The sequence below is a fragment of the Borreliella spielmanii genome (assembly GCF_014201705.1).
GTDB classification, from domain to species: Bacteria; Spirochaetota; Spirochaetia; order Borreliales; family Borreliaceae; genus Borreliella; species Borreliella spielmanii.
Map to the genome: position 1 here is coordinate 1 of NZ_JACHFA010000016.1, position 4,899 is coordinate 4,899.

The 4,899-nt window shown below is 23.7% G+C and carries 6 protein-coding genes; 5 read left to right on the forward strand and 1 reads right to left on the reverse strand.

Annotated elements, in window-relative coordinates; translation table 11 throughout:
* Positions 1 to 226 (forward strand): Mlp family lipoprotein (locus HNR35_RS05450; protein WP_183224464.1); only part of this gene is annotated, 226 nt, incomplete at its 5' end.
* Positions 227 to 266: 40 nt separating this feature from the next.
* Here HNR35_RS05450 and HNR35_RS05455 read toward each other — a convergent pair.
* Positions 267 to 1,259, reverse strand: a complete 993-nt coding sequence (locus tag HNR35_RS05455; RefSeq protein WP_183224466.1) for an ERF family protein — start codon at positions 1,257 to 1,259, stop codon at positions 267 to 269.
* 375 nt (positions 1,260 to 1,634) lie between these two features.
* On the opposite strand from HNR35_RS05455, the gene HNR35_RS05460 reads away from it, so the two are divergent.
* From HNR35_RS05460 to bdr, 4 genes are read left to right on the forward strand one after another with little or no spacing between them, the layout of a single operon-like run.
* Complete coding sequence (locus HNR35_RS05460; RefSeq protein WP_183224467.1) at positions 1,635 to 2,729, forward strand: plasmid maintenance protein; 1,095 nt, start codon at positions 1,635 to 1,637, stop codon at positions 2,727 to 2,729.
* A 46-nt stretch (positions 2,730 to 2,775) separates the two neighbouring features.
* Positions 2,776 to 3,558 (forward strand): ParA family protein, encoded by a 783-nt coding sequence (locus HNR35_RS05465; RefSeq protein WP_014486161.1) that lies wholly within the window; start codon positions 2,776 to 2,778, stop codon positions 3,556 to 3,558.
* 17 nt (positions 3,559 to 3,575) lie between these two features.
* Positions 3,576 to 4,136, forward strand: coding sequence for a chromosome replication/partitioning protein (locus HNR35_RS05470; protein ID WP_183224468.1), 561 nt, complete (start codon positions 3,576 to 3,578; stop codon positions 4,134 to 4,136).
* Positions 4,137 to 4,148: 12 nt separating this feature from the next.
* Complete coding sequence (bdr, locus tag HNR35_RS05475; RefSeq protein ID WP_006434168.1) at positions 4,149 to 4,748, forward strand: Bdr family repetitive protein; 600 nt, start codon at positions 4,149 to 4,151, stop codon at positions 4,746 to 4,748.
* The last annotated feature ends 151 nt before the right edge of the window (positions 4,749 to 4,899 follow it).

The following is a 4,899-nucleotide window of genomic DNA, read 5'->3' on the forward strand; positions in this document are numbered from 1 at the left end:
TTGGTTAAAAACCGCTTTAACTGATGTAGGAGAATTTGATAAATTTTTGGGATATGATGAAGACAAAATAAAAGAAGCACTTGATCATATAAAAAAAGAACTTGATAAATGCACTGGAAAAGACGATGGAGAGAATCAAAAAACCACTTTCAAGCAGGTGGTTGAAGGAGCCCTTAAAGGCGGCATAGATGGTTTTTCAGGTCAAGCAACTACCACATGCCAATAATAAATACTAGCCCCCTTATTTGGGGGCTTTAAAAATATTGCTACGCTGCAAATATATAATCAAATTGTTTATCTTCTTTTAACGAGTCAAAGAAGATTAATGGGCTGTCGTTATAATCACGCTGATCAGACGGCATAAACCTTTCATCAAAATCTTTTAAATCCTTTAATCTATTGGTTTTTTTAAAATGGTTTTTTATAATTGCGGCCCAAAACATTGGACTCTTAAGTTCAGCATTTTTAGTAATAAACGCTTTTAAATCGTCTTCAATTTTCTTGACATCATCAATATTATTAGGGTCTATATTCTGAATAAAATTTATTTTTTGAATAATTGAGTTTATATTATCTTTTGTTTCAAAGTCATGTACCCAATTTTTTATGTTAGACAACGCTTCTTTAAAAATTCCATAATGATAAAAACTATCTTTTTTCTTGTTTTTGAATGGTGTAGTTTTGTTGTTCTGAATTATTGTTTTTTTCTGATTTTGATTATTGTAATTTTTTTGTTCTTGTTTTTTATTAACACTAATTTGCTTATTAGGTGTAGAATTTCTGTTTTCATAATTATTGTAATTAAGTGCTGCATCATTATCAACTTCACTTTTTATATTAAGATACCCAACTAAAGCGTATCTTTTGAAATAAGTAATAGCTGATCCAACCTGTTGTGGAAATGTATTTACACTGTTGCATTGTAATTTATCTGTATGAATTCGTGTATCAAATGATTCTCTATATCCAGTACTTTTACTGTAAAAAGTAGTTCTAATATAATCTATAACTTGGCCCTCCACAACTGACCAAGTTGGTTGTTGATAAAAACCAAGCTTTAAATTATGCTTTTTAATAACGTTTTCAATTTCTTCTAATATTTCATTAAAATCCTGATACTTATAATAATTATTAAATCCATTAAGACTTTTGTCGATACGTGGCAAATTCATTCTTAAGGTGTCCATAGCATTTAAAAAGTCTATTTCTGCTTGTATTTTATTTTGTATATTTTGATTTTTTTCTGAAACATTGTTCATGTTTTCCTCCTTAACTTACAATAAATAAATATATAGCAAAAACTATTTTTGCCAACTTTTTTACAAAAATTTTTGTAAAAAATGAGGGCTTAGCTAGATTCTCTTTACCAAAGAACTAAGCTAAACCCTTACATTACATTTTTTGCAAATTGTAAATTAAGGTAGGTCAAACATATGTAAATATTTTCCTACGCTATTTGCAGTATAGACTAACTTATCATTAAAATCAATCTTTTTACTAAATTATAAAAAAGTGTATTTAATTAATGAGATTAATAATTAGAATTTAATATTTTTTGGGGAAAGTATTTACTTTTAAATCAAAATTATGCATTATATTATTTATAATTATTTATTGTAAATTAAGGAGAAAATATGAAAAATTTTCCAACCAACAAAAAATATCCAAATTGCTACAACAAACATCAATATAAATTGATAGTTCTTATCTCAACTTTAAAGTATGTAAACAAAAAATATAAAAAATACACTCAACAAAACATACTCTATTACTTTAATGAAAATCTAAAAAGAAATGGTCAAAATCCCGTTAAGTTAAAGACACTTCAAAAATATCTTTACGAATTAGAAAAAAAATTTAAAGTAACAACTAATTATTACAAACACTTGGGGATAAATTGTGGTACTGAAATTTACTACAAACTTAATTATCCAAAAAAAGAGTGTCACTATATGATAAACAAATACTTCAAAGACAAAAAACATTCTAGATTTGAAAAAAGAGCTGAAATAGGCCTTAAAGACAAATTTAATAAAAATAGGAGTGTAGATTTGGAGGAGTGTTTAAGTAATAAAAATAATAATATAAAAGAAGAAAAGAATAAACAGATAGAAAAGTTTCAAATAATAAAATATGGCAATAAATGTAACTTTAAATGTAAAGAAATTCTTTCTTTTATTTTAAATTTAGATATTAATAAAGACTTGAAAATTAAAATGCTTAAAGTTTCAAAAATCATTGAGATTAAACTACTAAAGCATAAAAATATACATTTTAATAAATCTTACTTTAAAGATAAGCAAAACAAATTAAAAGAAATTCTAGAAAATACAAAAAAACAATTAGAAAAAAAAGGATACAATCCTGAACAATTGGAAACAGAATTTAAAAAAATATATGAAAATTACAAATTAAAACCCCATTTTATCATCGAATATCAAAAATATGATGATTTAAGCAAAATAAAGCGCAAATTAGAAAAATCAATTGAATTAAAAAAAGAAAACCCACAAAAAGATTATGAACATATAAAAACAAACATTTATAATATTCTCATTGAGCAACTAAAAGAAAAGGCGAATATTGAATTTATAAAGCCAATTATAAAAAAATATTTGAATAGCAAAAAGAAATTAGAATATAATAAAGTATTTGGTACATATAATTGTGAATTATTAGAACTAATAAAAAATGAGAATAATTCTTTAATTTTAAAAGAAGTTGTATGAGGATTGAACATGGGAAAAAATATCCCAAACAAGGAATGTTAATAAAATGGATACTAAAAACCCTAAAATAATAACAATTGCGTCAATTAAAGGTGGTGTTGGCAAAAGCACAAGTGCGATAATATTTGCAACTCTTTTGGCACAAAAATATAAAGTATTATTAATAGATATAGATACTCAAGCGTCTACTACTAGTTATTTTTATAAAGAAATTACAAAGCAAAAAATTAATATTGTAAGTAAAAACATATACAGAGTGTTAAAAGAAAAATTAGATATAAATGATGCAATTGTAAATATTAAAGACAATTTAGATCTAATCCCAAGCTATTTAAGTTTACATAAATTTTCAAGCGAATTTATTCCCCTTAAAGAGTTGAGATTAAAAGATAATTTATTTTTTTTAAAACAAAGTTACGATTATATAGTAATAGATACAAATCCCAGTTTAGATTTTACTTTATCAAATGCTTTAATCACTAGTAACTGTATAATAGTTCCAATGACTGCAGAAAAATGGGCTGTAGAAAGTTTGGATTTATTAGAATTTTATATTAAGAATTTAAAAATAAAAATTCCAATTTATGTTCTTATAACAAGATTTAAAAAAAACAATACTCATAAAGAGTTATTAAAACATGTCCAATCCAAAAAAGGATTTTTAGGAATTGTTCATGAAAGAGAAAATTTAAATAAAAAAATTACCGGCAATGATGAATTTGATATGACTCAAGATTATATTAATGAATATGAAGAGGCATTGTCAAAATTTTTTAACATGTATGAAAAATATATTAAAAAAGGTTGTTCACAATCTGAACAATCTTAAAATAAAGGAGCTGCATTATGAAAATTGAATTAAACAAAAGAGTTTTATCAGAAGAAAAAGATCCAGATATTGAAAAAAAAATTATTACTAATGAAGATGCAATCGCTCATTATAATTCTTTAAAAGATAGATTGAAGGCTAATTTTAGAAAAGAGATATTTCATAAAGTGGACAATATTAGAATTTTAAAAGAAATAAAAGATAATGAATATTATAAGCTGGATGGATATAAAAGTTTCTTTGCTTTTGTAAAAGATTATAATATAGCAAGAACTCAAGCCTATAATTATTTAAAATTAGCAACTGCGTTACAAGAAGGATTTATTAAAGAAGATTATATAATAGAAAACGGCATTCACAATTCTCTTGATCTAATACAAGATAAAGAAAGTCCAACATTTAAAAAATCAAAAAAAAATCCAATAAAACCGTTAAGATTTCAACTTAAAAGTCAAGAAAGTTATGATTTTTACAAAAGCAATGCCAAATTTACAGGATTTTTATTAGATAAATTATTTAATAATGAAAAAGAAATAATTAAAAAAATTATGAAAGAATATAAAATGTTAAAAGGTTAATAAGGGGATTTTATGAACAATTTAGCTTATAGGACATATAATATAGAAAGTATAAAAAATGAGTTTTTAAACATAGGGTTTAGTGAGGAGGCAATAGATTTTGTTTTTCTTCATAATGATAATTTCAATTTTGAATATTTAAAAGAGAAGATAATCGATGTAGAGAAGACTTTACGAAAAGATATATCCAATTTAGATATTAAGATTGATACTGTAGAGAAGGGTTTAAATACTAAGATAGATAGTGTAGAGAAAAATTTACAAAAAGATATATCTAATTTGGATACTAAAATAGATAATATAGAAAAAAGTTTAAACTATAAAATAGATAGTTTGGATACCAAAATAGATAGTGTAGAAAAAAGTTTAGATTATAAAATAGGTAGTTTAAATACCAAAATAGATAGTGTAAATACCAAGATAGATTTTGTAGAAAAAAATTTGCAAAAAGACATAGCTATTTTAAATACTAAGATAGATAATGAAGTAAAGGATTTACGTAAAGATCTTAATACTGGAAACAGACTAATCCATTTTATGATAATAACAGCCGCAATTCTAGGTCCAATATTAAATGCTTTATTTATGAAATATTTACAATTCATCAAATGATGAATAACACATAATTTTTTTTCAAGCATTATATTATAATGCTAATGGGTATTATTAAAAAGAAACATTTTATTTTTGATCTATTCTAAAATAGAACTTATTTAAACTTTTTAACAAAAAGAATTTAAATAAGTTATTTTTTTGTAAAAAG